At 41.2% G+C, this 26,386-nt stretch carries 28 protein-coding genes; 10 read left to right on the forward strand and 18 right to left on the reverse strand.

Annotated elements, in window-relative coordinates:
- Positions 1–16: 16 nt before the first annotated feature.
- From NF859_RS04025 to NF859_RS04030, 3 genes are all read right to left on the reverse strand, one after another.
- Positions 17–1,219, reverse strand: coding sequence for a hypothetical protein (locus NF859_RS04025; RefSeq protein WP_252743126.1), 1,203 nt, complete (start codon positions 1,217–1,219; stop codon positions 17–19).
- 171 nt (positions 1,220–1,390) lie between these two features.
- Positions 1,391–1,516 (reverse strand): hypothetical protein, encoded by a 126-nt coding sequence (locus tag NF859_RS10635; RefSeq protein ID WP_289846415.1) that lies wholly within the window; start codon positions 1,514–1,516, stop codon positions 1,391–1,393.
- A 33-nt stretch (positions 1,517–1,549) separates the two neighbouring features.
- Entirely contained in the window at positions 1,550–2,746 is a 1,197-nt protein-coding gene (locus tag NF859_RS04030) for a cysteine desulfurase (RefSeq protein WP_252743219.1), read from the reverse strand.
- Positions 2,747–2,876: 130 nt separating this feature from the next.
- On the opposite strand from NF859_RS04030, the gene NF859_RS04035 reads away from it, so the two are divergent.
- Positions 2,877–3,464 (forward strand): hypothetical protein, encoded by a 588-nt coding sequence (locus NF859_RS04035; RefSeq protein WP_252743127.1) that lies wholly within the window; start codon positions 2,877–2,879, stop codon positions 3,462–3,464.
- Here the strand turns inward: NF859_RS04035 and NF859_RS04040 are convergent.
- Positions 3,444–4,568 (reverse strand): D-glucuronyl C5-epimerase family protein, encoded by a 1,125-nt coding sequence (locus NF859_RS04040; protein WP_252743128.1) that lies wholly within the window; start codon positions 4,566–4,568, stop codon positions 3,444–3,446. The two genes, NF859_RS04035 and NF859_RS04040, sit on opposite strands and share 21 nt — an antisense overlap.
- Complete coding sequence (locus tag NF859_RS04045) at positions 4,565–6,100, reverse strand: D-glucuronyl C5-epimerase family protein (RefSeq protein ID WP_252743129.1); 1,536 nt, start codon at positions 6,098–6,100, stop codon at positions 4,565–4,567. The genes NF859_RS04040 and NF859_RS04045 overlap by 4 nt, the downstream gene beginning before the upstream one ends.
- Positions 6,101–6,195: 95 nt before the next feature.
- Between NF859_RS04045 and NF859_RS04050 the strand changes: the two genes are divergently transcribed.
- From NF859_RS04050 to NF859_RS04060, 3 genes are read left to right on the forward strand one after another with little or no spacing between them, the layout of a single operon-like run.
- Positions 6,196–7,092, forward strand: coding sequence for a thiamine-phosphate synthase family protein (locus tag NF859_RS04050; protein WP_252743220.1), 897 nt, complete (start codon positions 6,196–6,198; stop codon positions 7,090–7,092).
- On the forward strand, positions 7,089–7,388 hold the full coding sequence (locus NF859_RS04055) for a VanZ family protein (RefSeq protein ID WP_252743130.1): 300 nt from the start codon (positions 7,089–7,091) through the stop codon (positions 7,386–7,388). The genes NF859_RS04050 and NF859_RS04055 overlap by 4 nt, the downstream gene beginning before the upstream one ends.
- Positions 7,363–7,776: a secondary thiamine-phosphate synthase enzyme YjbQ gene (locus NF859_RS04060; RefSeq protein ID WP_252743131.1), complete on the forward strand. Its 414-nt coding sequence runs from the start codon at positions 7,363–7,365 to the stop codon at positions 7,774–7,776. Before NF859_RS04055 ends, NF859_RS04060 begins: the two co-directional genes overlap by 26 nt.
- Before the next feature lie 81 nt (positions 7,777–7,857).
- On the opposite strand, the gene NF859_RS04065 is transcribed toward NF859_RS04060, so the two are convergent.
- Both NF859_RS04065 and NF859_RS04070 read right to left on the reverse strand, forming a co-directional pair.
- Entirely contained in the window at positions 7,858–8,613 is a 756-nt protein-coding gene (locus NF859_RS04065) for an MBL fold metallo-hydrolase (protein ID WP_252743132.1), read from the reverse strand.
- Positions 8,610–9,269: a M48 family metallopeptidase gene (locus NF859_RS04070; RefSeq protein ID WP_252743133.1), complete on the reverse strand. Its 660-nt coding sequence runs from the start codon at positions 9,267–9,269 to the stop codon at positions 8,610–8,612. The genes NF859_RS04065 and NF859_RS04070 overlap by 4 nt, the downstream gene beginning before the upstream one ends.
- An 83-nt stretch (positions 9,270–9,352) precedes the next feature.
- Here NF859_RS04070 and NF859_RS04075 point away from each other — a divergent pair, with 83 nt between their 5' ends.
- Both NF859_RS04075 and NF859_RS04080 read left to right on the forward strand, forming a co-directional pair.
- The gene (locus NF859_RS04075; protein ID WP_252743134.1) at positions 9,353–10,459 is read left to right on the forward strand and encodes an MFS transporter; all 1,107 of its coding nucleotides are present in this window, start codon (positions 9,353–9,355) and stop codon (positions 10,457–10,459) included.
- A 2-nt stretch (positions 10,460–10,461) separates the two neighbouring features.
- A complete protein-coding gene (locus NF859_RS04080) occupies positions 10,462–11,523 on the forward strand; it encodes an MBL fold metallo-hydrolase (RefSeq protein ID WP_252743135.1) in 1,062 nt (353 codons plus the stop codon).
- A gap of 34 nt (positions 11,524–11,557) precedes the next feature.
- Here NF859_RS04080 and NF859_RS04085 read toward each other — a convergent pair whose 3' ends face one another.
- The 7 genes from NF859_RS04085 to NF859_RS04115 all read right to left on the reverse strand — a co-directional run bounded on the left by NF859_RS04085 (position 11,558) and on the right by NF859_RS04115 (position 17,223).
- Positions 11,558–11,977, reverse strand: coding sequence for an ester cyclase (locus tag NF859_RS04085; RefSeq protein ID WP_252743136.1), 420 nt, complete (start codon positions 11,975–11,977; stop codon positions 11,558–11,560).
- A gap of 310 nt (positions 11,978–12,287) precedes the next feature.
- Positions 12,288–12,995, reverse strand: a complete 708-nt coding sequence (locus NF859_RS04090) for an acetate--CoA ligase family protein (RefSeq protein ID WP_252743137.1) — start codon at positions 12,993–12,995, stop codon at positions 12,288–12,290.
- Between the two features lie 35 nt (positions 12,996–13,030).
- Positions 13,031–14,452 (reverse strand): acetate--CoA ligase family protein, encoded by a 1,422-nt coding sequence (locus NF859_RS04095; RefSeq protein WP_252743138.1) that lies wholly within the window; start codon positions 14,450–14,452, stop codon positions 13,031–13,033.
- Positions 14,453–14,585: 133 nt separating this feature from the next.
- Positions 14,586–15,353 (reverse strand): sugar phosphate isomerase/epimerase family protein, encoded by a 768-nt coding sequence (locus tag NF859_RS04100; protein ID WP_252743139.1) that lies wholly within the window; start codon positions 15,351–15,353, stop codon positions 14,586–14,588.
- Positions 15,354–15,395: 42 nt separating this feature from the next.
- Positions 15,396–16,064, reverse strand: coding sequence for a TIGR00266 family protein (locus NF859_RS04105; RefSeq protein WP_252743140.1), 669 nt, complete (start codon positions 16,062–16,064; stop codon positions 15,396–15,398).
- A gap of 45 nt (positions 16,065–16,109) precedes the next feature.
- Positions 16,110–16,823, reverse strand: a complete 714-nt coding sequence (locus NF859_RS04110; RefSeq protein WP_252743141.1) for an endonuclease III domain-containing protein — start codon at positions 16,821–16,823, stop codon at positions 16,110–16,112.
- Positions 16,792–17,223, reverse strand: coding sequence for a DUF6849 domain-containing protein (locus tag NF859_RS04115; protein WP_252743142.1), 432 nt, complete (start codon positions 17,221–17,223; stop codon positions 16,792–16,794). The genes NF859_RS04110 and NF859_RS04115 overlap by 32 nt, the downstream gene beginning before the upstream one ends.
- A gap of 95 nt (positions 17,224–17,318) precedes the next feature.
- Here NF859_RS04115 and NF859_RS04120 point away from each other — a divergent pair, with 95 nt between their 5' ends.
- From NF859_RS04120 to NF859_RS04130, 3 genes are read left to right on the forward strand one after another with little or no spacing between them, the layout of a single operon-like run.
- A complete protein-coding gene (locus NF859_RS04120; RefSeq protein WP_252743143.1) occupies positions 17,319–17,774 on the forward strand; it encodes a PadR family transcriptional regulator in 456 nt (151 codons plus the stop codon).
- Between the two features lies 1 nt (position 17,775).
- Positions 17,776–18,756, forward strand: coding sequence for an ATP-binding cassette domain-containing protein (locus tag NF859_RS04125; RefSeq protein ID WP_252743144.1), 981 nt, complete (start codon positions 17,776–17,778; stop codon positions 18,754–18,756).
- Positions 18,757–18,761: 5 nt separating this feature from the next.
- Positions 18,762–19,532 carry an ABC transporter permease gene (locus tag NF859_RS04130; protein ID WP_252743145.1) on the forward strand — a complete coding sequence of 257 codons (771 nt, stop codon included), beginning with the start codon at positions 18,762–18,764 and terminating at the stop codon, positions 19,530–19,532.
- 2 nt (positions 19,533–19,534) lie between these two features.
- On the opposite strand, the gene NF859_RS04135 is transcribed toward NF859_RS04130, so the two are convergent.
- Complete coding sequence (locus NF859_RS04135; RefSeq protein WP_252743146.1) at positions 19,535–20,770, reverse strand: phosphoglycerate kinase; 1,236 nt, start codon at positions 20,768–20,770, stop codon at positions 19,535–19,537.
- 127 nt (positions 20,771–20,897) lie between these two features.
- Here NF859_RS04135 and NF859_RS04140 point away from each other — a divergent pair, with 127 nt between their 5' ends.
- Positions 20,898–23,051: a restriction endonuclease gene (locus NF859_RS04140; protein ID WP_252743147.1), complete on the forward strand. Its 2,154-nt coding sequence runs from the start codon at positions 20,898–20,900 to the stop codon at positions 23,049–23,051.
- Here the strand turns inward: NF859_RS04140 and NF859_RS04145 are convergent, their stop codons facing one another.
- The 3 genes from NF859_RS04145 to NF859_RS04155 all read right to left on the reverse strand — a co-directional run bounded on the left by NF859_RS04145 (position 23,052) and on the right by NF859_RS04155 (position 26,367).
- Positions 23,052–23,663, reverse strand: a complete 612-nt coding sequence (locus NF859_RS04145) for a hypothetical protein (RefSeq protein WP_252743148.1) — start codon at positions 23,661–23,663, stop codon at positions 23,052–23,054. It lies immediately after the preceding gene.
- Between the two features lie 84 nt (positions 23,664–23,747).
- Complete coding sequence (locus NF859_RS04150; RefSeq protein WP_252743149.1) at positions 23,748–25,712, reverse strand: metallophosphoesterase; 1,965 nt, start codon at positions 25,710–25,712, stop codon at positions 23,748–23,750.
- Between the two features lie 52 nt (positions 25,713–25,764).
- Positions 25,765–26,367, reverse strand: a complete 603-nt coding sequence (locus NF859_RS04155) for a DUF447 domain-containing protein (protein ID WP_252743150.1) — start codon at positions 26,365–26,367, stop codon at positions 25,765–25,767.
- Between the last annotated feature and the right edge of the window lie 19 nt (positions 26,368–26,386).

Here is a 26,386-nt window from a genome sequence, read left to right on the forward strand (position 1 = left end):
CATAAAAAATTAGAAATCAGAGATGCCTTAGGATAAACTCATCCACTCTATGGAGCATGTCCAGGGCGATTGCAAAGTGCATCTTTGCTTCTGCTGGCTTTTTGTGTTTTAGGAGCTCGATTCCAAGTCTTACCTCTTGTATCGAAGTTTTAAGCTGCAGTTCTGCCTTTCTTGTATCTACTCCTTTTCTCTTGAGCTCTCTCAAGGCCTTTGCATCCTTCTGAATTCTGCCGTTAATCTCTCTGAGAAATGCTCTCATGTCTCTCATCTTTTCTTGGGCTTCTCTCTCGTGGAACTTTCTCTGGATAAATGCCATTGCTTTGTGAAATTCTTTTATGGTCTCTGCGTTCTCTCTCATGACTTGAAGGGCTTCGTCGTATTTTCCTTCATCCGCTAGGTCTTTAATCTCATCGTAGACTTTTCTAAACGCTTCAAACCTTTCCTGAAGTTCACTTGCATCGTAGCCTTTTTCTCCTGCCGCCTCAATTACCTTCTCTGCCACTTCTATTCCTCTTGCACCCTTCTCCAAGAACTCATTTACTATCTTGTCAGCGTTTGCCTCTACAAGTTCCTTTCTTATTTTCTTTAGTTCCTCGTCTAATGCCGCTTTTTTCTCCCTCGCAACTTCGAGGTCTTCTTTAGCTTTCTCGAAATCTCTGGCTTTTATGTCCTCTAACACAGTCCTGTAAGCCTCCTTAGTTTCTTGTAAAAGCATTGTTGCGTTTTCTACATCAATCCCCTGTTTTTGAGCGATCTCTATAGTTCTCTCAGCCATTCTAAAGTAGCCTTCCATTCTCTTTATTTCCTCTGGTAACCTTTCTTTGAGCTCCTCTTTTCCTCTTTCAAAGCTCTTCAGAACTTCTCTGTAGTGATGCATTGCCGTTAAGCCATTGATTATGGTGTTGTAATAGTCGCCGCTTTCATAAGCAGCAAGGGCATCTTCCTTATATTCTTCGGCCAGTTGGTAGTGTCTCATAACGCTTGAGTTATCCGGCAAGTTTGTATTGTTAATTAGTCTTGTTGTTATTTCGCTCAGTCTTTCAAGGGCTGCAACAATATGCTCGGCTATCCTCTCCTCCTGCGTTATGTTTTGTATTTCTGGTGGCAAAGGCTCTGTTTCATTTTCTATGGTGGTGTTTTCATCTGCCAGGCTCAAGCCCGCTGGTATTATGCTCCCAACCAACAGGGCTATTAACACCCAAACTTTCAACCATCTCATGTCCATCACCATTCTTAACTAGGCTCTTTACCTATTTTAGGAACCCGGTGAAAAGAACGTTCCGGAACGTTTCATTTTTTTGTATAGGCTTCCATAAACAGCTTTCTACACATACAACCCATTAAAAATTATGAAAATCTGCATGTGAACGATGAGAAACGATATTTTGGATTAAATAAGGCTTAGATCTTTTTTAGAATGAGCTTCATAAAGGCCCCAGCATTCTTTAAACGATGGGTCTTGAACTTTGCTGTCTTGAAGGTGTGCACTTGAAGCGGGAATCTCCTCTATCCTCAAGTAAACTCCTCCAAAAGTTTAAAAAAGAAAAAATTACCTTAAACTTTTCACAAGCTCCTCCATAACCCCAAGGAACGTTTCAACTTCTTCAATGCTGTTGTATACATGGAAAGAAGCCCTAACAGTTCCATTTATGCCAAGCTTTTTCATTACCGGCAATGCACAGTGATGACCGCTCCTTACCATAATGTTGTGCTCATCCAGAACGGCGGCAACGTCATGGGGGTGAAGCGGAGGGACGTTAAAACTCACAACTCCAGCATGCTTTTTGAGGTCTCTTGGTCCGTACCATGGAACTTCAAGCTCTGTTAAGCCTTCAGTTGTTCTTTTCACAAGCTTGTGCTCTTGCTTTTCGATTTTGTCTATGCCTATTTTTTCAATGTACTTTATTCCAGCAGCAAGACCTATTGCCCCTCCAATATTTGGCGTACCGGCTTCATAGCGCTCTGGTGGTTCGGTGAGCTTGTAATCGTAGAGATCGACGTCTTCAATTGTTCCCCCACCTATTAACGGGGGCTCGAACACATCGAAGAATTCCTCCCTTATGTAAAGCACTCCTATTCCAGTTGGGCCCATTGGCCCTTTGTGTCCCGAAAATGCCAAGAAGTCTGCGTGAAGTTTGTTAACGTCAACCTCCATGTGGCCAACGCTTTGGGCTGCATCGACAACAAATATTGCTCCTTCTTCTTTTGCCATCTTTCCGATTTCTTCTACCTCGTGGATAACTCCAAGAGCATTGGAGACATGCTGTATGGCTACAAGCTTTGCTCCCTTGATTTTCTTCTCCGCATCCGCTAAATCCAAGTTTCCTTCGTTGTCTCCTTCGATTATCTCCAGTTTCAGTCCAAGTTTTTTGGCTAATCTCTGCCAAGGGAGCAAGTCGGAGTGATGTTCGTAGGGAGTTGTCACTATCTTGTCTCCTTTCTTAAAAATCCCCTCCAAACCAAGAGCCGTTAAATTCAAGCTTTCACTCGTGTTCTTTGTGAACACAATCTCCTCAAATTTAGCTCCAATGAACTTTGCTGTGATTTCCCTTGCCTTTTCATATTCATGGGTCGCCTTTTGAGAGAGCCTGTGAACTCCACGGTGGACGTTTGCCCTATATTTCAAATAATACTCGTCCATGGCCTCAACAACTGGTTTGGGGGTTAGAGAAGTTGCGGTGTTGTCAAAATATATAACTTCTTGCGTTAAAGGGATGTCTTTCCGAACATCTTCGGGTATTCTCATGCCAACCACCGTAGAATTTATTTTCATGGAACATATAAATGCTTTGCTTCTCATTTTTGTCCTCCCAAATATTCCGATTATGGAACAAAATTTTATAAAGATTGGAACAAAAGCACGGGTGGTGGTTTAAATGAAGGCTAGGGAGATAGGATTAATCGGACTGCTGCTGAGCTTATCTTTGGTATTGCAGATTTCCCCACTTAAGGTTCCGACTCAATGGGGAATGACAATTGATCTTGTAGCCGTCCCGATAGTGGTTATCTACATTTTGTTGGGCTTTTGGAGCAGTGTAACAGCTTTAGTGTTATTGTTTTTGGGTTTGAGTTTAGTATCGTCTGCCTCTTGGTTGGGAGCCAGTATGAAGTTCTTTGCAACCTTGAGTGTGGTAATAGGCCTTGAAATTGCTAAAAGGATCACAAGGTTTGACTTCAAGAACTACAAGAGGGAGAGAGACCTTGTAATATTTGTGCTTGTGGCGTATCTGATAGGAATTGCGATAAGGATCCCCGCAATGGTTGCAATGAACTACTACTATGCCCTACCGCTGTGGCTGGGCATTCCAAGAGAACAAGTAATTCCAACTATTGAAGAGTGGTTCCATATTCCATTCTGGCTAGTGATAGGCATTCCAAATGCCATTCAAAGTGCTGTGGATGTTGTGATCGGTATTCTCGTCGCTCTGCCGGTTATTAGGTCGCTACCGCACATCCTTGAGTGATCTCTTCCATTTTTCTGCATATTCTTTAAAGATTTCATTTTCCGTTTTTTCATAGAGCCATTCCAAGAGCTGGATATGGAGTTCGTGGTATTTTCTCATTGCTTTTCCATGAATGTTCGAGTATAAACTCCATCCTTCCTTATCAAAGTACGGAAGAGCCTTTGCAACAGAGACTGTCCCGTTGTCAAATAGCTCTTTTGCATAAGGGTCTTTCGTGATTTCCCAGTAGTAGTAGAGGCCTTGGAGTGCTATAATGTGCCCATTTAAAACCAGTTCATTTGGATTGTATCCATACTCTAGAATCCAAAGTCCATATGGAGAATTCACTACAAATCCTCCTTCTTTGTAGGGGATCTTAAAGGAATTGAGGAAGAGTTTTGCTGTTTTTAGGTATGTTTTGTTGTTTGTTATTTGGTATGCTTTAGCGTATAATCCTGCTCCTAAGCCTTGGGCATAACCAGAAACCCAAGGTACAGAAGAATTCTCAAAATGAAAATAATTCAAAAACAAAGCATACTCAATTTTGTCTTTCTTTCTGAGAATCATAACCCCTTCCAGCTCATCCAAGATTTTTAGGGCTTCTTCTATGTTCCCATTCTTAAAGTACAGATCAGCCCAGTGAAGGGCACTTACCGGATACAGAACAAGCCCCCTGAAATTGTAATGCACAAAGGGGAGGGAGGTGTTAAGTCCCCCTTCAGCAAAGAAAACATTTCCATAGGGGCTTTTGTTTTCAAAGGTTATTGGGTAAAAGCTTCTTAGTGGAGATATGTATCTGGAATAATACTCGTTGTTGGCCTTTAGGGTCAAGTGCAGCATCTTAACCTCCCCTATGCTCAGGTTTCCTTCCCTTTTCAAGACCTCTGCAAAGGTTCTTGTTGAGTAACCTGCTTCTACACTTGAAAACAAGAAAAGGACATTTGTGGTGCTTAAGAACTTGAAGAAGTTATCTAAAACAACCTTTTGGTTCTCGTTTAAGATATTCTTCAATGTATCGGCTCTTTCCGTTATAGTCCTCTTTGAAAATTCAAAGCTTCCGAGATATGAACCCGTTAAAAGGAGGAAGAGCAGTAGCAGAGAGTAGAACTTCTTTACCGGACTCATCCGAGATCCTCCGGTTTTAATCCTCTGTAAATTAGGTAATTGTTCCATTTTCTGGCATAATTGAGAAAGTACTCATCGCCGGTAACATCGTATAACCATTTTAAGAGCCTTATGTGGAGTCTGTGGTAGAACTCGCTCGCGTCCCCGTGAATGTTTGAGTATCTACTCCACGAGTTGGTGTCAAAGATTGGGAGTGCCCTCTTTGTGCTCTCTACTCCAGCTTTGAATAGTTTCCATGCTTTTTCATCTTTCGTGATTTCCCAGTAGTAGTAGAGGCCTTGCAAAGCTATTATGTGGCCGTTTAAGACCAGCTCATTTGAATTGTAGTTGTATTCGAGATACCATGGCCCGTATTTTGTATCTGCAACAAATCCGTTCATTTCTAAAGGCAGGTCAAATGAATTTAATAGCAGGTTTGCTGTTTTTAGGTATGTTTTGTTGTTTGTTATTTGGTATGCTTTAGCGTATAATCCTGCTCCTAAGCCCTGAGCGTAGCCAGAAACCCAGGGAACGGAAGAATTCTCAAAATGAAAATAATTCAAAAACAAAGCGTAATCTTCGCCGTTGTAATTTCCATAATAGAGGAGCCCCTGAAGCTCGTCCAGGAGTCTTAGAGCTTTTTCATTATCTCCCCTTTGGAAGTACAGGTCAACCCAGTGAAGGGCACTCACCGCATAGAGGTTTATTCCCCTCCCCCGGTAGTATATGAAGGGCAAAGAGGTGTTTAGTGCCCCCTTTATCTTTATTGGGGAGTAGTAGGGAGTGCTGTCCGAGAATATCACAGTAAAAAAGTCCTTTTGTGGTGAAGTAAAGCGAGAGTAGTACTCGTTATTGGCTTTCAGAGTTAGGTTGAAGACCTTTAGGTCAACGGGTGTGAGGGCTTTCCATTTTGCAAGCTCCCCAAAAGCCCGTAGTACATAGGAGGAATCCCTATAGGATATGAGATAGGTGATGTTGCCTGTTTCGGAATACTTTTGCAGGAAAAAGCTGCTCAATTTTTTGTTTCTCTCGATTTCTCTCAGAATATCTTCTGGAATTTTTCCATAGAGGCCTCTTATTTCTTCGAGCAGGGCTTCTTCTGGAGATAGAAAAACATCTTTTGGAATGCTCTCACCGATAACTCCCGATTTATCCCTATCTGCTCTTATCCTAATGCTCTCATCTTGATAGTAGAGCTCCAAGGTAACAAGTACTTCTTCTCCATAGGGGAGCTTAAATGTAATCAGGTTTTTAGCATGCCCATTTTTTCCATACCAGTTTTTTACTCTTGCTTCCGCAATGAATGCAACGTTGACTTCTCCGTTATCTCCCCTTGCATATCCAACAAAAATGGGCTTATTGAATTCACTTATCGTTTTATCTCCCACTTTTATTTCCACTTCTGAAAAGTCAAAAACTGCGCTTTTTTCTTCTATCTGCACGTATACTTTGACATTAGAGTTTATGGGGGATGAGTAGAGCCCATCTTCAACGGTAATGCATCCGAGAGAAAAAATTATCAGGAAAATGGGTATTATTTTAATTAGTTTCATATTTCCTCACAGTGGTTAAAAAGAGGGTTAGAGATATAAGCTTTTCTGGAAAAGGTTTATAACCTGGTTTTAAAAAAGAACAACTGGTGAAGAGCATGAAAACCCCTTGTGAATTCTGGGCTGAGGAAGTTATGCCCAACCTCAGGGCAAATGTTGCTCGGATTTTATACTCCAAAGGCTTAACTCAGGCGAAAATAGCGGAACACCTGGGAATTACCCAAGCGATGGTTAGCAAATACCTAACTGGCAAGTATAGAAGGCTGAGTGGTGAACTTGGTAAGGAGGTTGAAAAGGTCGCTCAAGAGGTTGCGGGGCTTATTCTGTATGGGGCAAAAAAGGAGGACTTGGTAAGGTTTTTGAACAGAAAGTTCTTTGAAATGTTCAGGAGCGGAATTCTTTGCAAGGGCTATTTGGATTACATTGGTAGCAGTGATGAGTCTCTATGCCGAGAAATATTCACTGAAGAGCCTTCAAGAACTCAGATTTTAGAAGAGCTTTCCTTGGCCTTAAGTGAGTTGCTTCGTGATGAGAAGTTTTTGGAGTTAATTCCTGAGGTCAGAAGCAACTTTGCCTATTCCCTTCCAAAACCAAAAGAAAAGAACGATGTTGCTGCCATTCCAGGGAGGATAACAGTGGTAAAGGGAAAAGCCTACGCTTTGCCTCCAGAATTTGGGGTGAGCGAACACATGGCAGAGGTGTTGATTGGGCTTTCTGAAATTTTTCCCGAAGTTAGAAGTGTTTTGAACATAAGGTACGACGAGAAAATATCGGGTGCCCTTAAAAAGGCAGGTTTTAAAGTTGGAACTGTAGAAAAAAGCGAGAGAAGCGAGGAAGAAACCGTTAAACTAATCACCGAAGAGTTTAAGAAAAAAGGGATTCTTGATGCTGTGATAGATAAGGGGGGATTCGGAATAGAACCTTGTGTTTATATCTTTGGCAAAAGCCCAATAGAGGTCGTTGAAAAAGTTAAAAAACTGGAGCGTTTTCTATGAGGCCTTTGAAGTATCTCTACCTCATCTTTCTAATTTATGCCAATCTCTCTCCTAAGGTGCCATCGGTTGGGATAGCGGGAGGGGACAAAATAGCACATTTCTTGGAGTTCTTATTTCTCGGTCTGATTAGTGGGAGTAAGTTTTACATAGTTTTTCCGGTTATTCTTGAATTTCTGCAGGTCTTTATCCCGGGAAGGAGCTTTTCCTTTATGGACATGGCCGCAAACCTAATAGGGTTTGGTGCCGGTTATTTGCTCTGGAGGTGGTGGAATGAAGGTAGTAACCGAAGAGCTTAGGTTTTCCACGAAAGGGGAAATAGATTTGGTGGATATAACCCCCGAAGTAGAGGAGATAGTAGAACGGAGCGAAATAAAAAACGGTCAAGTTCTTGTGTTTGTTCCCGGGGCAACTGGAGCCGTTGTAACAATAGAACACGAGAGCGGTCTCCTTGAGGACTTTAAAAGAATTATAAAGGAGCTTGTGCCCAGAGGTGCTGGTTACAGGCACGATTTGATAGACAACAATGCTCACTCTCATCTAAGGGCTACCATTTTGGGACCTTCACTTGTACTCCCCGTTGTTGAAGGAAAAGTTGTCAGGGGCATATGGCAGCAGATATTTTTTGTGGAGCTCGATGTAAGGCCAAGAAGAAGGAGAGTGGTTGTTCAGGTGATGGGAGAGTGAAAACTCGCTTGGGTTTCTCATTTTTATGTTCTGTTCCAATGATTTTCCTTGGAGAAGGGCTTTTGAAGAGCTCTTTCTTGTTTAAATCCCCAAGTGCATAAAGTCCCTTCCAATTATTCCTACCTCTCCAACCTTTTCTTCCAGCTCCTCATGGGTATAGTTTGAATGGCTTATATGCACGAAGAGCGTTTTTACTGCATTGACTTTTTGTGCGAGCTTAACTGCATCATCCACCCCGAGATGGGTTCTAGGAATTGAATGCTTGTGGGTCATCTCTGCGACGAGAAGATCGGCTCCTTGAATTTCTTTCAATGTTTTCTCGTCCCTCAAAATTTCTGGCCCCGTGTCTCCAGTTATGGCGATCCTTTTCTCCCCTATCTCTAGGATGAATCCACCGGCAACTTCTCCGGGCTGGTGAACAACTGGAAAGTGCTTTACCTTGAAGTTTCCAAAATCATACCATTTGTTGAACTCTAAGGGGATGTATCTCCACTCTCTCTGCCCTAAAAAAGTTTCCTGCAAGAGCTTCGCAATGCTAAGAGTTTTCTCATGGGAGTAAAAGATAATCTCCTTAAAAACCTGTAGCTCGGGAAGCCCGGCAATGTGGTCAAAGTGGGGATGAGTTATAAAAACCCTCTCGATTTTTTCATTTAGGTGCTTTAGATGGTAATACAGATCTGGAGAGGGATCTATGAGAGCTTTTATCTTTGGGATGTACATTGAAAACCTTGTTCTTCTGTATTGGGGGAACTTCCTCGCCCTTGTGCAGTTCTCACAGTTGCACAATGCCTTAGGAGTCCCGCTGTAAGAGCCGGAGCCCAAAAGGATGACCTTCATTCTCTTCCCCCCAGTATCTCTCTCCAGATGGGGTTGTTGTGGACAATTATCCACCAATCCTTAAGTTCTTTCCTCTTTTTCCTCCAGTCTGGATGGAATTCCTCAACCAACGTCCAAAACCTCTTGGAGTGGTTCATCTCTATAAGGTGAGTCACTTCGTGTGTTACGAGATAGTCAATGAGCTCCGGAGGTAAGGCCAGCATTGCTAAATTAAAGCTTAAGTTCCCCTTTGGGGAGCAGCTTCCCCATCTCGTCCTCTGTTTTCGGATGAAAATTCTTTTTGGCTTGACACCCAAACTCGCAGCACGTTCTTCAACAAGGGACACCAATAATGTCCTAAGCTCGTTTTTTAGAGTTTTCTCAAGCTTTCTTTTGTCTGAAACGTCTAAAACTTTGTTATCGGTGAAAATCTTTCCGTCTTTAAATGGGTAGAACTTTCCCAGATAAGGAAACCCTTGAATGTTTTTTGCCCTCTCAATTTTCTCAAGCTTTGAGAGTATCCAATCCTCCTTTTCTTTTAGGAACCTTTCAACTCTTCTCGTTGGGGAGACGATATAGAGTTTTCCCTCTGGAGCTATGTAGATTCTCACGTATCTTACCCTTCTCACGCTGACTTCGTACTGAATCTTTTTTCCATTAAGGTCTATTTCCGGCATATTATCTCTTTGAAGCTTGAAGCTTAAGTATTTATCTAATGGTAACGATTAATATCCTGGGATCAAACTTTGGTGGGGTAAACATGAAGAAGATACTTTACGCAATCCTAATAGCAGGATTTTTTGCAATACTTGGCTCTACCATGAGTAAATCTCCAACTTTGCCACTCTATGCTCAAAGTTTGGGGTTAAGCAGGGGAGAGATTGGAATTGTTGCGGCGGCATCAACTATAACGGGTATTTTTATGAACTTTGCCTCAGGGCTTTTGAGCGATATCTATGGACGAAAAAAGCTTCTTAAAATAAGCGGCTTTGTATTCTTCTCTGCGCCCCTTCTTTACTTCTTTGCTAACAATGCTATAGCGTTAGCTTTGGTAAGGGCCTACTATGGGATAGCAACTGCTATATTTGTTCCTGTTTCCCTTGCTTTAATCAGTGACTTATATTCTGAAAAGAAAGGTACTTTTATGGGGATTTTAAGTTCTGCAACTCTCGTGGGGAGAGCCATTGCTCCGTTATTGGCAGGAAGCTTAATATATTTCGCAGGATTTTGGATTGTTTTTATTTTGTGTTCTTTCTTTGGATTTACAACCTTTGCAATAACTTTTATGTTACCTGAAGCAGAAGGAGAATTAGAGAAGTTTGAGTTTTCATTTAGTTCCACCCTCTTTCTTCTTGGTCTGTTGGATGCAGCTGTTTATATGGCTTATCAAAGTATTGAAACATTTTTACCTCTTTTCTACTTTCTTGAAGACAAAGCTTGGCTTTCGGGATTAATCCTTGCAATTGAGATTTCGCTAATGGCAATTGTGAAACCCTACGCTGGTTACTTAAGTGACAAGATTGGGAGAATAAAGCCAATAATTGTGGGAATGGGCATGGTAAGTCTTGCCATGCTCATCTTTGCCCTCTCAAATTCCCTCTCACTAATAATCGGGGGAGCAGTTTTATTTTCCCTCGGCGCTTCAGTAAGTGAAGCTTCAACTAAGCCTTTGGCAACAGAAATTTCAAAGCTTAGAGGGACAGCGTTAGGTTTTTTGGAGAGTATAAAAGACATAGGCCAAGCTTTGGGCCCAATCTTGGTTGGATTTTTAGGTTTTAGGTTCGGCTTTGCTTTTGTTGGAATCTTTGGGATGGTGATATTGGGAATATTTATGTTGATGTTTAAAGGGATGAAAATTGAGGGATGAACATGACGCTTTCATTTGAACCTGTGTGGTTTGATTCCTTGGGAGCCAAGAGTTCGTGTGTCTTCGTTAAAACACCTGACATCTCGATCTTAATAGATCCGGGTATCGCTATTATGCAGCCGAGTTTTCCAGCCACTGAAGAAGAGAAGATCGAATGGCTTATTGAGGGGGAGAAGGCAATAAAAAAGGCCAGTGAAAAGGCAGATATTATTGTAATTTCTCACTATCACTACGATCACTACTTCCCAAGCGATTTATATGTGTATGAGGATAAGCTCCTCCTAGTTAAGGATCCAAATGGCTATATAAACGATTCCCAGAGAGAACGGGCCGAGTATTTTTATTCCAATCTCTACAGGTATTATGGAGACCTAAAGTTGGAGGATATCTGGAAAGAACCAGAATCGCGAGAATATCCAAATCCAATGGAAGAGCTACCAATAGCATTCTCCAAGGATTTCGGAGATTACAACAAGCGAAGGAAACAACTCCTTGAAAAAGGCCTTAAGTGGTTCAGAAATAGGATCAATAAATGGAATCGAAACCCAAAAATTCCTGAGATGAGTTTCAAGAATCTTCGAGTTGTGTTTGCCGATGGGAGAGAATTTCAGTTTGGAGACACAAAAGTCAAATTTACGAAACCTCTCTTTCATGGAATAGAGTTTTCAAGAGTGGGTTGGGTGATTTCAACTGTTATTGAGCATGAAGAAGAAAAGTTAATCTATTCAAGTGATTTAAATGGCCCTATAATAAAAGACTATGCGGAGTGGATAATTAGAGAAAATCCAGATATTTTAGTCTTAGACGGCCCTATGACCTATATGCTTGGTTACCTCCTCAATAAAATCAACTTAAGAAGAGCAATTGAAAATGCGGTTAGGATTGTGAAAGAGACAGATGCAGAGACTATTATCTACGACCACCACCTCCCGCGAGAGCGTCATTTTAAGGAACATACAAGGGAGGTGTGGGAAGTTGGAGAAAAGCTCAACAAAAGTGTTTTAACGGCCGCCGAGTTCTTGGGAAGGGAACCAAAAGTTCTGGAAGTCACTCTTAAAAAATAAAAAAAGGAGATCAGTTCAGAGAATGCAAATAATGTCATCTTTTTGGTGGAAAAACACCAAGCTGTCGTAAAATAGCAATCTCGTTGCTTACCCACCACATTTCTGCAACTTTATCTCCTTCGAAGCGGTATACAGTCATGCCTTCAAAGCGGACCTTTTTTCCAGTAGGTGGAATTCCCATAAACTCGCCCTTTTGGGTTCCAGTTACTGTCCACCGTACCGCAATTTTATCTTCCTCAGCTATCATGTCTTCGATAGTTGCGTGAAAATCTGGAAGCGTCTTGTGAACTTCAACTACCCATTTTTTAAATGAGGCAAAGTCTGAGACCTCAGGAATATTGGGATGGTGATTTTTGAAATTTGGTGTGTAAAACTTGTCTATTACTTCTACATTTCCTTTGTTCCAGATTTCGTCGATTATCGTTTGGAGAATTCTTTTTCTTTCTATGCTCATCTATTTTCACCCCCTCTTACGCTGTGTATGTGAGTTATTTGAGAAGCAGCCTTTTGATAGCCTTTTGGTAAGGTACCAGGCACTCAAAAAACTCAACTTATTACTATGAATAGGATTTAGGTAATATATACTTTTGTATTATGTGGGAATGTAGTAATGATGATGTTTACAAAGAATTAGAGCATTTTGACAAATTCAAACAAAACTTTAAACAAAGTTTTATGTAAACTCCCACCTTACAAAACAGAACTTCAAATATCGAATTGTGGAAGAAAAATAAAATAAGGGTTGGATTATTTTTCTGCAGAGACTACTTCAAAATTATTCTTGCGTCTACTATAACTGCTCCTTCTCCCTCGGGATAAACGAAGACTGGGTTTAAGTCCATCTCTTTGATGTAATCCTTGAGGTCATCAACGAGCTGTGAAACTTTTAGCATCATATCTACGATGGCCTTCATGTCTGCTGGAGGCTCCCCCCTTGCCCCAGCTAGGATTGGATATCCTTTGATGCTCTTTATCATCGCCCAAGCATCTTTTTCTTCAATTGGGATTATCCTGAAGGTTACGTCTTTGAGAATCTCCACGAAGATTCCACCGAGACCAAACATTATTGCGTGGCCAAACTGTGGATCCTCTGTGACACCGATAATGATCTCTCTTCCAGGCTTGAGCATTGGGGCTATCAATACACCCAAAATTTCCGCATCTGGCCGGTATTTCCTTGCATTTTCGTGAATTTCATCCCATTTCTGTTTGAGTTCTTCATCGTTTTTTATGTTAAGCATAACGACTTTTGCATCGCTTTTGTGGAGAATCTGTGGAGACATGAGTTTCATAACGACTGGATATCCTATTTCGTTTGCGTATTTTATGGCCTCATCGAGGGTTTTCGCAAGCTTTTCCTCTGGAAGTGGCAAGCCATAAGCTTTTAAAACCTGCTTTGCTTCGTATTCAACCAAAGCCTTCCTACCTTGGGCCAAAACCTCTTCAATCACTTTCAAAGCTTCATCTTTCATAATTACCCCCCCATAATAAGGAAATAAGGAATGGATCACTCCTCCTTTAACTTTTCAAGATATTTGGAGTATTGTACTAAGCCAGCTAATGCTCTAACTCCTCTTTCTGGTGTAGGATAGACGGGAACTCCTTTTTCTTCAAGTATCTTTGCATAATACTCTGTCTTTTTACCGCCCATGGCAACCGCAACTATTGGTTTTTCACTCTTCTTTGCGTAGTCCGCTAAGATTTCTATTATTTCCTCCTCATCTAAGAGCGGCACTTGGAAGAGAACGATTACCACTATTGCATCAACGTTTGGATCGTTTACAAAAGCTTCAATTGCATACTTGTATCTCTGGGCGTCGGTATCTCCAACGACATCAGTCGGATTTCCTGCAACTGCATGTGGTGGGAAGTGTTCCTTTAGATATTTGATGGTCTCTTCGCTAAGTTCAGCCATTTTAAGACCAAATTTGGCAACGGCATCACTTGCCATAACTCCCGCTCCACCACCGTCTGTAATTATTCCAACTCTGTCTCCTTTTGGAAGCTTGCACTTTGCAAATGCCTTTGCTACGTCAAACATGTGCTCAAAGTCTTCTGCCCTTAAAATCCCCGTCTGCTTGAACACTGCATCATAAATCACATCAGCCCCCGCTAGGCTTCCGGTGTGGGAAGATGCAGCCTTTGCACCATATTCTGTCCTTCCACTCTTAAGGGCTATAACAGGCTTTACCTTTGTTATCCTTTTCGCAGCTTCGATGAATTTTCTGCCATCTTTCACTCCCTCTATGTAGAAGGTGACGACCCTTATGGAGTCATCGTAAATGAAATAATCCATTAGATCAGCATCGTCTACGTCTATTTTGTTACCATAGCTTACCATCTTTCCGATTCCTATCCCAGCTAAAGCTGCCCAGTCAAGCATTGCTGCGGCAAAAGCACCACTTTGAGAAACGAAAGCTATTGGACCGCTCTTAGGTCTGTCCATTTTTTCCTCAGGTAGGAAAACCGTGTCAACACCTGTATCGGGTACGTAAACTCCAACACAGTTGGGTCCTATGACCCTTATCCCGTTTTCCCTTGCTATTTGAAGGATTTCCTCTTCCATTTTCTTTCCTTCTTCGCCGAGCTCTCCAAAACCACCAGTAATAATTACTACTGCCTTTATTCCCTTTTCTGCAATTTCTCTCATTGTGTTTGGCACAAAGGGAGCTGGAATTGATATTACTGCTAAATCAGTGTCATCTGGGAGTTCTTTGACGCTCTTGTATACTTTATACCCCTCGATTTCATCAAGCTTGGGGTTTACGGGGTAAATGTTGCCCTTAAAAATGCCCTGCTCTTTGTTCCTTTTGAAGTTCTCAAAAATAACGTTTCCAACTTTTCCTTTTTTGTTTGTGGCTCCTATGATTGCGACGGCCTTGGGTTCGAAGAAGGGTTTGAGTTCTTCGACAATTTTTGGGCTTTTCATGGTATCACCTCTAAAATTTTATGAATAAAGTTCCACTTGAACTTTATCTTCTTGTGTATAAAAGTTTTATGTAGGTAAAATAAGCTCCCTGATGAATCAATAAAGGCATTATTGCCCAAAAATTGAAAGAATATCAAATATTGCTGTGAAGTTCACTCAAAAATTTGAGACTTTTAATAGCATCGTCGAAGGTTTTTACCTCTAAAGACATGGGAACTTTGGGTAGTTTTTTCATTACCTCCCTCCAAGGGACCGTGCCTTCTCCTAGAGCCAAATGAGAGTCTTTTGTGCCGTCATTGTCGCTTAAGTGTACGTACACTATTCTGTCTCTTAAGAGTTCAATAAACTCGTCAAAGTTTCCAATTGTTGTGTTTAAGTGTCCCACATCAAATGTCACGCCTATGTTGGTTCCATCAACGAGTTCTGCTATCCTCTCTGGAGTTTGGCCATCAAGTATCCAGAAGGAGGGCATATTCTCTAAAGCAACCTTCACACCTATCTTTTCTCCTACTCTGTCTATTTCTTCTAGAGAGCGTTTTTGGACTTTTTCGTAAGCTTTGGGAAACTTTCCACTTAGTGGGGACTTGTGTGCTGGATGAATTACCACAAGCAAGGATTCCATTCTATGTGCTACCTCCAGAGTCTCAAAGATAATGTTGAGAGAGACTCTCCTTATTTTTTCGTTTAACGATCCTATGTTTATATCGCTGAATGGAGCGTGGATAACGCTTTTTAAACCGTTGTTTTCTAAAAACTCCTTGTGCATCTTATAGTTGTACCTGTTAAGCTCGTGATACCCTTCATTGACGATCTCAACAAAATCAACGTTGAGATTCTTAATTTTGTGGAGGGCGAGGCTTAAGCTTTTATCAAATAGACACTGAGTTGACACTCCTATCACTTTTTCTCACCGGAGAGGTATAAAGAAGAGGGTATAAAAATATCATCCTTGAGACTTTGGCAGGAAGGGAATAAGCCAGCTTAAAAAGCTATCTATGCTTCTTGTTTGTATGTATAATGTCCCGGTGCCATAGAACTCCGCTACAAGTCCTTCGCCACCAAAGATAGTGCTTTTTATTCCCCCAACCCTTCTTACCTTAAAATCGAGACCCTCTGTAAAGGCCACTAAATGGCCGGTGTCTATTATGAAGCGCTCATCTCTAAGCTCCTTTTTATATATTGCTCCAAAGCTTGAAAGGAATACTGTTCCATCCCCGGTTAGTTTAAGCAGAAAAAGCCCTTCTCTTGAGAAAAAGGTCTTTGCACCACCGAATTTAGTGTCTATCTCTATATTCTCAGAACTAGCTAAAAATGCTCCACTCTGGGCATATAGGGTTCCTCTTAACTCCAATGCCTCTATGTCTCCCATATACGGCGGGGCTAGGCCAATATTTCCTTTACCCCCTCTGGCTCTAAAGGTGTTTATGAATATGCTTTCTCCTCCAAGCATTGACCTTTTTAGGGCTTTAAAAACTCCGCCTGTCTTTGTTTCTATTTCTACATTTGGGCTCATATGAACCATTGCTCCGGGTTCTGCCTTAATGGCTTCCCCATCCTCCAATTCTACCTCAACCAAGCTAAAACTTGGTCTTTGAATAATCTCGTATCTCATTTATAACACCAAAAGAAATTTGGTGATTTGGGTATATAAGCCCTTTTATCTTATTTCTCTCTTCTCTATTTGACCTTTTGCGTAGGGGCAGAGATCCTGCAGGGGACACTCGTTGCATTTTGGGTTTATAGGCTTGCATATTCGTTTTCCATGGTCAACCATTGCATGATTCACATATATCCATAGATCCGTGGGTATTAATTGTTTGAGGTATTCCTCGACTTTCTCCGGTGAAACCTTCGGAGGAGCTAAGCCGAGCCTTTTGCTGATTCTGTTTACGTGGGTATCCACTGGAATCGTCTGCTTTCCAAACCCGTATGCTAAAACTATGTTTGCACATTTTCTCCCTATACCCGGGAGCTTCATTAGTTCTTCAATTTTATCTGGAACTTTACCACCATATTCTTCGAGAATTATTTGAGAAGCCCTTACTATCCATTCGCCTTTCGTTTTCCAGAGGCCAACACCGTTCTTCCTCAGAAACTCTTGCATCTCTTCAATGGGTGTGTTCGCTATTGTCTCGATGTTCTTGTACTTTTTAAACAACTCCCTCCACACTTTGTAAGTCACTTCATCCCTCATCCTTTGGGAGATTATGCAGTGGATCAGCGTTTTGTAAGGATCCCCAATGAGGATTTTTTCTCTAGGATAGGTCTCTATGAGTTTTTTGACTATCTCTTGGGCACGTTTTTTCTTTTCCTCCCAGCTCTCGTTAAATGTAAATCCATCAGACTTGGATGATTGTAAGTTTGTTTTCATTATGAACCACCAATACGGTATTTTTTGCAACCCTAACTTCTTTAAGTTTCTCGAATTTCTGGTTAAAAATCTTGTGCCCTCTTTGGTTTAAAATTAAAACCTCATCGTCAAAGACAACTGCAATAATGCTTTTTCCGAGAAGCAAATCTTTAATTTCCTTTTCAAATTCAAGTGTTGTGGAGAATATCTCTTCTTTGCTTAGCTCTATTGCCGTTAAGTCAGTGACCTTAATGACTTCTGGCTCTGCATATATGACCTTGAACTTGAGAGGCTTTCCCAGCAGGTCTATTTCCAGAACATCACCTTCTCTGACTTCTTTTCCCTTGAGCTTTGTTTTTATGACCTCAATGAAATCGGGAGTTAGAGGTGCCTCGAACAGGGGTTTTAATATGAGTTTCACGATTCCCACCCCAGTAGTTGTACTTCGTGAACTAATTAAGGGTTTTTAGGGACAAAGTTTATAAAAATATATCTTTTGATATATCTGGTGATATAATGGAAAGGCCAAAATATAGGGGATATTTGAAACTTCTTATCCTTCATTTGCTTGAAGAAAAACCTCTACACGGCTATGGTATAATGGCGGAGCTTGAGAAAAGGTACGAAATACCGAGCCCAAGTGCTGGAGCAATTTATCCTTTGCTGGCTAATTTAAAGAAAAACAAGCTTATTGAGGTTGTTGAGACAGAAAAAAGAGAGAAAAAACTCTATAGGATTACGGAGAAGGGAAGGAGTTATCTTCAAGAGCATCAAAATGAGCTGAAGGAGGCTCTTGAGAAGGTTGATCGTTTTAGAGAATTTTCTAGACTTGGAGGCAGGGAGTTGTTTAAAACAATAAGAGAAATTATGGAAGTTTTGCCCTCGCTTTCGGAGTCTCAAAAGGCTGAAATCTCGAAAGAAATTGAGAAATTTACGAAGAGAATAAAGCTGATACTTCTCGGAGGTGAGTAGAGTGTATGCCATTGAGGTTGAGAATCTCGTCAAGAAATATGGTGACTTTGAGGCTGTAAAGGGGATTTCCTTTAAGGTTAAAAGAGGAGAAATATTTGCCTTTTTAGGACCGAATGGTGCAGGTAAAACAACTACGGTTCACGTTCTAACTACTCTCCTAAAATTGACCTCGGGAAAGGCCATTGTAGCCGGACATGACGTGGTTAAGGAACCAATGGAAGTGAGAAAGAGGATAGGAATAGTGTTTCAAGATCCAAGCCTTGATAGGGAGCTGACTGCTTATGAAAACATGTATATTCACGGGAGGATATATGGATTGGGAGGGAATGAGCTTAAAAACAAAATAGAGGGGCTTTTGAAGTTTGTGGAGCTTTGGGAGTTTAGAGATAAGCCTGTAAAATATTTCTCAGGTGGTATGCAGAGAAGACTTGAAATTGCAAGGGCTCTTCTTCACGAGCCTGAAGTGTTATTTTTGGATGAGCCGACAATAGGACTTGACCCTCAAACAAGAGCCCACATCTGGGACTACATCAAAGCCATGAAGGAAGAGCACAACATGACGATCTTCCTAACCACCCATTATATGGATGAAGCGGAGCAGTTAGCGGATAGGATAGCGATTATGGATCATGGCAAGATAATTGCTGAAGGAACAGCAGAGGAGCTCAAAAAGCTTGTCGGCAATGATGTTATATATCTCAAACTTGAGGCTCCAGAAGACCTCAAATGTCTCAAGGCTGAATTCATTAGAGGATGCAAACTTTTATCGGATGGAAGGGTTAGACTTGAAGTTGTAAACGCCGCAGAAGCTTTGCCTAAGATATTTGATCTTGCTAAGGAGCGAAATGTGAAAATTGTCGAGGTAACTTACCACAGACCAACGCTTAACGACGTCTTTCTGTACCTGACGGGAAGGGAGATTAGGGATGAAGGGGAGACAAATACTTTGGCGTCAATGATAAGGATGAGAATGAGGAGGTGAAGTAAATGAGGGCTTTAACAACAATGGCATACAGACAGATCAAGCGATTTACACGGGCACGCTCAAGAGTTGTGGGAATGATAGTTAACCCATTAATATGGCTCGTGTTCTTCGGGCTTGGATGGAGTAAGGTTTTCGACAATCCAATGGCTAGGGCAATATTTGGAGGCGTTGACTACCTAACGTTCCTCGCTCCGGGTATATTTGCAATGACGATCTTCAATCAGAGCTTTATAGGTGGAGTCAGCGTCATATGGGACAAGCAGTTTGGCTTTCTCAAGGAAGTTTTGGTAGCTCCGGCTTCCAGAAAGGAAGGGATACTGGGCAGAATCCTTGGTGATTCCTTGGTAACCTTGACACAGGGGACGATAATTCTCCTCTTGACGTTCCTCTTAGCGGAGAACCTTAAAATTAGTGGTATTTTGTCGGCTTTGGGAGTTGGATTTCTCCTCGCGGTTGCGTTTTCAGGATTTGGAGTTAGCTTAGCCTTGAGGATGGAGAGCATGGAAGGGTTTCAGATGATAATGATGGTTCTCATGCTGCCGTTAATCTTTCTCAGTGGTGCAATGTACCCAATAGACACAATGCCCTCATGGATGAGAGCCTTAGCTTACATCAACCCCTTAACCTACGCAGTTGATGGAGCAAGACATTTCCTTGTTGGAGAAAACGTAACAAAATTTGCCCTAACAACTGACGTTGGAGTACTAGCGTTGCTGGCTCTTTTCCTTGTGGGAGTAGCCATGGCTGAATTTGAAAAAGCTACAATAGGTTGATTTTAGCTTTTTCCTATATCTTTAAATTTTTCATAGCTTATTTTAAGTGCCTCAACAAGAGGAAGTTTTTCTCCAGCAAAAAAGGCTAACATTGCTCCACCGCCCGTGCTTATATGGGAGATTCCCTTTATGTTGTACTTGTATATGCTTGCTATTGAATGTCCCCCACCAACAACTGAGAATGCCTCACTCTCTCCTATAGCCTTAAAGACCTCCACAGTACCCTTTGCAAACTCTTCTATCTCAAAGACTCCCATAGGACCATTTGCAACTATTATAGCAGCCTCCTGAAGTATTTCTCGATACTTTTCTATTGTCCTACTTCCTATGTCCATGATCGGTCTCTCGTCAAAAATCCATTTTTTATCGCTCAACAAATCTACTTCGACTCTCTCACCTTTGTATTCAACTGCAAAGTCTATTGGAGTTCTTACGTAAGGATAAAATTCATTCAATATCTTTTCCGCCCAATCTATGAGTTTTATTAATCCTCTTTTCTCAAGAAAGCTTATGTTCGCATCCCCAAGATCGAACCCCTTTGCCAGAGTGAAGATTTGGCTGACCAAACCGCCTGTTAAAATCAAGTCGGCTTTTCCGTTCCTCAAAACATTCTCTGCAACTCTAAGTGAGTCCTCAACTTTTGCTCCACCTAATACATAGATTTTGGGTTTTTCCTCGCTTTCATATGCCTTATTCAATGCTTTTAGTTCTCTCTCCATTAAAAATCCGGGTATCATTGGTTTTAACCTTGCAAAACCAACTAAAGAGGGCTGTGATCGATGAGCTGCGGCGAATGCGTCTGTAACTACGTAATCTATCAGGGGGCTAAGCTTCCTAACGAAATACGTATTCTCACACTTTTCTATGGGTGCTTGTTTGGTTTCCTCTGCCGCAAATCTGAGGTTCTCCAACATAAGTATTTCACCGGGTTTTAAAGAGGCTATCGCTTCCCTTGCACATTTTCCGAAGACATCTTCCACATATTTTACTTCGATACCGAGCAGGGAGCTTAGTATTTCGGCATGCTGTTCCGTGGTTAGGTAGTCTTCTTCATAGGGCTTGCTCTGATGAGTTCCAACAACAACCTTTGCGTTGTGTTCGAGTAGGTACCTTACGGTGGGTAAAACAGCCCTAAATCGGGCATCACTGATTATCTTTCCATTTTTGACGGGTGAATTTAAATCCGCCCTAAAAAAGACTGTTTTCTCGTGATAGTTAAATTCTGTCAGCTTAAACATTTTCTCACCTGAAAGAATGTAAATGAGAAATGGTTAAAAGATTATTTTAAACACCAATGGTGATAGGCGTATTATGCAAAACTAATTTATATGAAAAATCCCTATTTTATTATGTGAGCGTGATACTATGGGATGGACGTTGGAAATATTGAACTCTGCCTCTGATGAGGATATAATTCGTATCGTTCAACGACTCATTGAATCCTTGGGGTTTAAAGAAGCCGAGAGAATAAGAGCTGAAGAGTGGAAAATCGACTTCATAGCCTTACGTGAGGATCCAATATCTGGGCTTGAGAAGTATGCAATAAAGGTAAAAACAAAAGGGTTAGCATCTTCTAAGGAAGTTGAAGAATTTGCAGAGGCCATCATAAAAGCTAAAGCAGATAGAGGGATTTTTCTTTCTGTTAGTGGATTCACAAAAGATGCAAAAGTGCTCCTGGGGAGAGAATACAAGGGGAAAATAATCCCTTGGGATGGAGAGAGGCTCGTTAAGGAATTAAATGACAGGGAAATTCCAGTACCCCATGAGTTAGTTGAAAGGCTCAAAAGGGAACGGATGGAGAAAGAAGAAGAGGCCAAAAGAAGGGGCATGTTGAAGGTTATACGTTTGGATGCACCATTGTTATACTCGTTTTCACCCAATAAAGTTCTTGAAATGGTCATGTCGCTTATGGAATCTCGGTATAAAATCAAACGAGAGGACATTTTCCTAGAAGAGCTGGTAGTTGAGCTTTCTACCGGCTATATAATTCTGTGGTCTGCTAAAAAAGACACAGAGGAGGTAAAAGACAAAGCAGTAATTTTGTCAAAGGAAGAAGTAATCCCTTTTGTAAGCAGAGACGTTGAATTGGAAAGAAAAGTATCAAGAGCCCTCTTGGAAAGCGAGTCTGCAATAAAAGCTAGTGAAGTTGAAATAACATCCCCCATTTCTCAAAATGAGGCGGTGATAGCTCTCAAATTAAAACTTGCAGATGAACTTGAGATTCCCCAAACGAATATCTATCTAAGTTCTAGAAGGAAGGTTTATGTCCCGAATAGAGCTCTATTGACACTCAAAGTGGGCATAAATTCTGCCAAGGCTGAAGTCGATCTTAAAACGAATGACATCAAAGTAGACATAACCCCTCTTCCAAAGGAAAAGCTCATTGAAATAGCCAGAGAAGAGTGCAAAAAATCTCTCGGAGAGAACTCAGAAGAAATTTCTGTAGAGGAAAAAGATTCCGTAGCTATTATAAGTGGACAAACTAAACGGTTTGTTTTTGGGATTGCTTTGCACGTCTACAGTGGTAGGATTATGAAAAGAAAGTCAAAAATGAAACGGGAGGCAATATTCTCTGAGATTGCCAAACTGTATCCTGATGGAGAAGTGATATTCTTTGATGAAAAAGAAAATAGAGCAATAGTAGACGTGATGACTCCAAAAGGAGTCGTGGTTCTTGAATTCAACTTGGAAAATGGGGAGCATAAAGTAATTGCAAACCTCCTTCATCCTTATCAGATTGCAAATTCTGCCAAGAACCTTATTGAAAAGAATTTTGACATAAAGGGGCTTGAGCTTGTTGACTTCAAATTCTACGATGCAACCCATTTAGAGCTACTCCTTGAGAGTGTTGACGGGAAGATTAAGGTAAATGCCGATGGAAAAACGGGAGACATAATAGATTATTTCGTTGAGATAAGTCCTCAGAAAGCCAGAGAGATAATCCTCCAAAAATATAAGGGATGGGAAATAAAGAAGCTGGAGAAAGAGAATGAAGTTTACAAGGCTGAGCTTGAGAATGACAAATCTATTCTAAGAATATCCCTTAGCAAAGATGGAAAAATTTTGAACGAATTAGATAGACAGCTGAAAATTGAGGTGGTAAGGGAGATAGCGGAGAAATTCTTGGAAGAGAAAGGAATACCTGCAACCATAAAGGAGATAAAACTTAATGAGAACTGGAAAGTTAAATTTGTCGGAGAAGAAAGAGTGGGAGAGCTTCTGATAGGTAGAAGTTCTGGGGAAATACTAAAGAGCGACGTTTTCCTGACTGAGATAGTGATTGAGGAGAGCTACAAGAGGTATATACTGGAAAAGTTCAATGAAAAGAACCTCAATACGGAAAGGATAGTTGTTTACAAGGAAAAGGGATATGCAGTGATAAAACTAGTAGGCGATAAGTCGATTTACTATGCAAAGATAGATCTGAGAAGTGGCAAGATTTTGGAGGAAGACACGTTGCCCAAGAAAGGTTTGATGGCAAAGATAAAGAAAATCCAATTAGAGGCAAAATATAAATAATCAGGTCATCAAGAGGCTTTCAATTAATTTTATTGCCTCTACTATTTTTGTTTCTGGTACTTCTTCCTCTGGCAGTTCAAGGTTTATTACGAGTCTCTCTTCTTGTGCTTCCTCATCTAACCCGTAAACCTCGAGCTCCTCTACGTCTACGTCTTCAAAGAAGTTCTCGATCTCTGGCCCTATTACCTTCTTGTCATTTCCGTAAACTTCCACTCTAATAAGGTCATCTTTGGATGAAGCAACAACTGCTATTTCGTAATCACCAATTCTTTTTGTGAACTTGATAAGGTTTCCATAACCTAAAACCTCTTCAGTAAACCCAAGCTTTTTCATAACTCCCCTTATTCTCTCAATCTTTGCCTTCATCCTGTTTAGTATCTTATCTCTCAATTTATAACTCTCTTCGAGGGCTTTCTTTATGCCCTCACCAGCTTTTTCTACCTCACCTTCCCATATTCCGACTATCTTTATCCCAGAAGAAGTTGGTTTAAGCTCAATTTTTAGGTTCTCTATGTCAAAATCTTTTAAGTCTTCAATCTTAAGCTCGCTAAGGCTGAGTATCTCAAATTCGATTCTAACTAAATTGCCAAAAGCTTTCCCCTTAAATTTCAAAGGGCATCACCTAGAATGGGGAAGGCAAGTGGGTTTAAAAACTCTTCTATATGGGATCAATGAAAATAATAAAAAAGAGAGCAATCATTTCCTTCTCCTAAGTAGGGCAAGCGGGATCAGAGAGAATGCTAAAAGTGCTGCAGGCCCACATGTTGATTTGCTCTCTGTTGGAGATGTTGTTTTGCTTGTAGTTTGTGCTCCTCCTATCGTCTTTTCGAATGTTGCTTTGTTTCCATAGAAGTCCACAGCTACTGCTCTTATGGTGTATTCATCTGCATCAACCCCTGGAATTTCTGCCATAAAGTAGTCTGCTTGCCCCCCGCTTGACTGCACTGCTGGATATTTTGTGACTTTTCCGTTGGCTTCTATTTCCACGTAGATGTCTCTAATTCCAAGGTTGTCTTTGGCACTTATGTAAACCTTAAATGGCTTTCCTTTCATTGGTTTTGAAGGAGTCAAGTATGGAATGCTTATTTCAGGTTTTTCTGTGTCCTTGCCTTTGCTTATTACGAGCTGTGATACTCCTTCTGGAACGACTATTTCAAACAGTTCGTAGGTCTTATCTCCAATCTTTCTTTCTCCAAGAAGCTTGTAAGTGACGTTTGTAACACTTGCATCAACTTGTGCTCCTTCTGGGACTTCTATCGCAAACTTTCCGCTCTCTTCTCCGAGTAAGTTTATGAACTTGACGGCACTTCCAAAATCTGTCGTCCACCTAAATGTTATGAACTCCTGCGGGACTGGCAGTGAGATGAAGTCATTGAAAAGTGTTCCGAACATCTCTTCAATCTCTGGTAGTCTAACGTTGCCGTTTTCATCTATTTCAACTATTTTTGAGCCATACCATGTTGGGCTCCTGTTGGGTCTTGGAGGGTTTGTCTCTTTGTCTGGTGCTCCTGTTGATGTTGATGTTACGAACCAGTGCTCATTGCCATTCTTATCTACATAGATGTGAAGCTTGTCGTGGTGAATGTGCCCGCTCAACACGAGCTTTATGTTGTACTTCTCGACATCTTGGAGGAATCTCCTTGCTATATCTTCCGTTGTTTTCTCTGGCCCACCGATCCAGTAGTAGCTCACATACTGAGTTAGGTTTGCCCAATCTTTGTCGTCAAATGCAGTGAATCCTTCAATTCTTCCTCCAATCCACCCTTGGGGAGCGGAGTACCAGTATGGGTGATGGACAATCACTATTGGGATCTTGTCTGGGTGTTCCTCAAGGACTTTCTCCATCCATTCGAGCTGGTTCATATAAGGATGGGCTTCGTCTCCGTGGGAGTCTAGGGCTATAATGAGGAACTTTCCTATGGTGAGGTAATAGTCTGTTGGGCCTATTAGCTTGGGATAATAATTTGGTGGATCATCGTGGTTTCCTTTGACTATTATCGTTGGTCTTCCAGTTGCGGCTGCCCTAGAAATTATGTCAAAGAGCATTTTGTATCCTTTGCTATCTCCCGCGGTATCAACAACGTCTCCCGTGTTTATTATAACATCAACTCTGTTGTCCATGCTCCAGTAGGTGTATGCACTGTCTGTGGCAACGTAGCTGTGGAGTGGAACGATCAGACCTCCATCACAAAGTTCTTGTATTTTCTTAATATCCCTTTGGAAGTATTCTCCGCATACGTAACCGAACTTAGTCCCGCTGGTAACGTGGGTATCGCTTACGTGTGCTATTCTAAGCACCTTCGGATATTCTTTAAGAACCCATACACCATTGGGTATAACTACCTCTCCTTTGTTCGACTTAACTTGAAGGAAGTAAACATCTGGAACGACATTTTCGGGTATTTTGGCTTTTATTATATTTCCTTTTTCTAAAATTTCAAGCTTATATGGGCCGTTCATAACTGAAACAATTGTAAGCTCTGTAATATCAACGCCTTCTTGAGGCTGTATTTCTATTGTCTCTCCTGGAAGTGTTATAGCAGGAGCTCCGGGCATTGGCATCTTTAGGACATCTCCCGGGAGTGCTTCTGCACTTGCTGAGTTTACATTAATCAAGGACAAAGTCAGAAACGCCAGCAAAAATGCAAGTGTTCGCCTCATGGTATCACCAAAATAGTAGAGAACTCAAACGTTAAAAAAGTTGCCGCTCTTCTCAAGGGTTCCATCTTAACGTTGCAACTGCAAACCCCATAATCTTCTCTGCGAGTTCACTCTCCCCTCCAAGCTTTTTGTAAAGCCTATAGCCTTCCCAAATCTTGGAATAGAGCTTTTGAGCTTCCTTTACGTTTAATGATCTAGTTGCCACATACAATCTTGTGAGGTGTATAGCCATCTCCAGCAAGTAGAAGTCAGCCCGGCTGAGAGGAGGGAAGAATAATGGGTGTATATCTTCATATGTTGGAACCAGTGAACACTCTAAAACACGTGCTTTTCCCAATTCGTCCTCTATTTCCCTTTCAACGAATTCTATTCTCCCTTCTATACTGGGAAGGCCCTTTATCTTCTTGATAGGGATCGATTTCGCATTTTCAAATTCTACTTCAACTGGTAGGTTAAGAGCGGCTTTTACCAATAGCTCGACGTCCCACGTTATGTGGAGGACTCCATAAGGATGCTCTTTTATATCATTGGCGCTCTTACCCTCAAAAAGCCTGAAATTCAATCTGTTGTCCTTTCTAGTAATCCCTACTGGGGTTATATTTGACTTCGTTGTAAGGAGGACTTCGTAGATCTTTCCCTCTTTTAAAATTTCCATTGCTCAACCCCCAAAGGAA

It is taken from the genome of Thermococcus alcaliphilus, assembly GCF_024054535.1.
GTDB lineage: Archaea > Methanobacteriota_B > Thermococci > Thermococcales > Thermococcaceae > Thermococcus_A > Thermococcus_A alcaliphilus.

Coding starts and splice junctions, on each gene's coding strand:
- NF859_RS04050 (WP_252743220.1), top strand. CDS start 6,196: ATGAAAACCCCTTGTGAATTCTGGGCTGAGGAAGTTATGCCCAACCTC.
- NF859_RS04085 (WP_252743136.1), bottom strand. CDS start 11,977: ATGAGCATAGAAAGAAAAAGAATTCTCCAAACGATAATCGACGAAATC.
- NF859_RS04110 (WP_252743141.1), bottom strand. CDS start 16,823: ATGAAAACAAACTTACAATCATCCAAGTCTGATGGATTTACATTTAAC.
- NF859_RS04095 (WP_252743138.1), bottom strand. CDS start 14,452: ATGAAAAGCCCAAAAATTGTCGAAGAACTCAAACCCTTCTTCGAACCC.
- NF859_RS04045 (WP_252743129.1), bottom strand. CDS start 6,100: ATGAAACTAATTAAAATAATACCCATTTTCCTGATAATTTTTTCTCTC.
- NF859_RS04080 (WP_252743135.1), top strand. CDS start 10,462: ATGACGCTTTCATTTGAACCTGTGTGGTTTGATTCCTTGGGAGCCAAG.
- NF859_RS04065 (WP_252743132.1), bottom strand. CDS start 8,613: ATGAAGGTCATCCTTTTGGGCTCCGGCTCTTACAGCGGGACTCCTAAG.
- NF859_RS04035 (WP_252743127.1), top strand. CDS start 2,877: ATGAAGGCTAGGGAGATAGGATTAATCGGACTGCTGCTGAGCTTATCT.
- NF859_RS04025 (WP_252743126.1), bottom strand. CDS start 1,219: ATGAGATGGTTGAAAGTTTGGGTGTTAATAGCCCTGTTGGTTGGGAGC.
- NF859_RS04040 (WP_252743128.1), bottom strand. CDS start 4,568: ATGAGTCCGGTAAAGAAGTTCTACTCTCTGCTACTGCTCTTCCTCCTT.
- NF859_RS04135 (WP_252743146.1), bottom strand. CDS start 20,770: ATGTTTAAGCTGACAGAATTTAACTATCACGAGAAAACAGTCTTTTTT.
- NF859_RS04130 (WP_252743145.1), top strand. CDS start 18,762: ATGAGGGCTTTAACAACAATGGCATACAGACAGATCAAGCGATTTACA.
- NF859_RS04070 (WP_252743133.1), bottom strand. CDS start 9,269: ATGCCGGAAATAGACCTTAATGGAAAAAAGATTCAGTACGAAGTCAGC.
- NF859_RS04090 (WP_252743137.1), bottom strand. CDS start 12,995: ATGAAAGATGAAGCTTTGAAAGTGATTGAAGAGGTTTTGGCCCAAGGT.
- NF859_RS04120 (WP_252743143.1), top strand. CDS start 17,319: ATGGAAAGGCCAAAATATAGGGGATATTTGAAACTTCTTATCCTTCAT.
- NF859_RS04030 (WP_252743219.1), bottom strand. CDS start 2,746: ATGAGAATACCCGAAGATGTTCGGAAAGACATCCCTTTAACGCAAGAA.
- NF859_RS04155 (WP_252743150.1), bottom strand. CDS start 26,367: ATGGAAATTTTAAAAGAGGGAAAGATCTACGAAGTCCTCCTTACAACG.
- NF859_RS04105 (WP_252743140.1), bottom strand. CDS start 16,064: ATGAGATACGAGATTATTCAAAGACCAAGTTTTAGCTTGGTTGAGGTA.
- NF859_RS04055 (WP_252743130.1), top strand. CDS start 7,089: ATGAGGCCTTTGAAGTATCTCTACCTCATCTTTCTAATTTATGCCAAT.
- NF859_RS04075 (WP_252743134.1), top strand. CDS start 9,353: ATGAAGAAGATACTTTACGCAATCCTAATAGCAGGATTTTTTGCAATA.
- NF859_RS04140 (WP_252743147.1), top strand. CDS start 20,898: ATGGGATGGACGTTGGAAATATTGAACTCTGCCTCTGATGAGGATATA.
- NF859_RS04060 (WP_252743131.1), top strand. CDS start 7,363: ATGAAGGTAGTAACCGAAGAGCTTAGGTTTTCCACGAAAGGGGAAATA.
- NF859_RS04150 (WP_252743149.1), bottom strand. CDS start 25,712: ATGAGGCGAACACTTGCATTTTTGCTGGCGTTTCTGACTTTGTCCTTG.